At 70.1% G+C, this 1,139-nt stretch carries 1 protein-coding gene; it reads left to right on the forward strand.

All coding sequences use genetic code 11. The features are described 5' to 3' along the window. Positions 1–189: 189 nt before the first annotated feature. Positions 190–1,139: ornithine carbamoyltransferase (gene argF / locus MCM47_RS41235; protein WP_238951884.1), on the forward strand; the 950-nt coding region annotated here is incomplete at its 3' end.

Below are 1,139 nucleotides of genomic sequence, written 5' to 3' on the forward strand. Positions count from 1 at the left end.
GCCCCCCCCCGGGGAGGGGGGGCGGGGGGCCCCCCGCCTCTGACCGCTCCCCGACACGGCACCGTCCTGCCGGTCGGAGGCCGGGTCCTGCGGTGACCGCCGCAGGGCCCGGGGGCCATGCATACAAATTCCGAGTGTCGTATAGAATTGCCGCTTCGCGGTCCGTCCACGTCACCCCAGGAGCCCGGCATGGCGTTCAACCTCCGGAACAGGCACTTCCTCAAGGAGCTCGATTTCACGGCCCAGGAGTTCCGCTTCCTGGTGGATCTCGCCGCCCAGCTCAAGGCGGCGAAGTACGCGGGCACCGAGCAGCCCCGGCTGCGGGGCAAGAACATCGCGCTGATCTTCGAGAAGACCTCCACCCGGACGCGCTGCGCCTTCGAGGTGGCCGCCCACGACCAGGGCGCCACCACCACCTACCTGGACCCGTCCGGTTCGCAGATCGGCCACAAGGAGTCGATCAAGGACACCGCCCGGGTGCTGGGCCGGATGTTCGACGGTATCGAGTACCGGGGCCACGGGCAGGAGATCGTCGAGGAGCTGGCCGCGTACGCCGGCGTCCCGGTCTGGAACGGCCTCACCGACGAGTGGCACCCGACCCAGATGCTCGCCGACGTGCTGACCGTCCGGGAGCACAGCGCCAAGCCGCTGACCGAGGTGGCCCTCGCCTACCTCGGTGACGCCCGCTCCAACATGGGCAACTCGCTGCTGGTCACCGGCGCGCTGCTCGGCATGGACATCCGGATCGTCGCGCCCCGGGCGCTCTGGCCCGCCGAGGAGGTGCTGAAGGCCGCGGAGGGGCTGGCCGAGACCAGCGGCGCCCGGATCACGCTCACCGAGGACGTCGACACGGGCGTGGCCGGCGCCGACTTCCTCTACACCGACGTCTGGGTCTCGATGGGCGAGCCCAAGGAGGTCTGGGCGGAGCGGATCGAGCTGCTCAAGCCCTACCAGGTGTCGATGGACACCGTCCGGGCCACCGGCAACCCGGACGTGAAGTTCCTGCACTGCCTTCCGGCCTTCCACGACCTCGGGACGGTGGTCGGCCGGCAGATGTACGAGGCGACCGGGATGACCGAGCTGGAGTGCACCGACGAGCTGTTCGAGTCGGCGCACTCCGTCGTGTTCGACCAGGCGGA

Source organism: Kitasatospora sp. A2-31 (genome assembly GCF_022288725.1).
Classification (GTDB): Bacteria; Actinomycetota; Actinomycetes; order Streptomycetales; family Streptomycetaceae; genus Kitasatospora.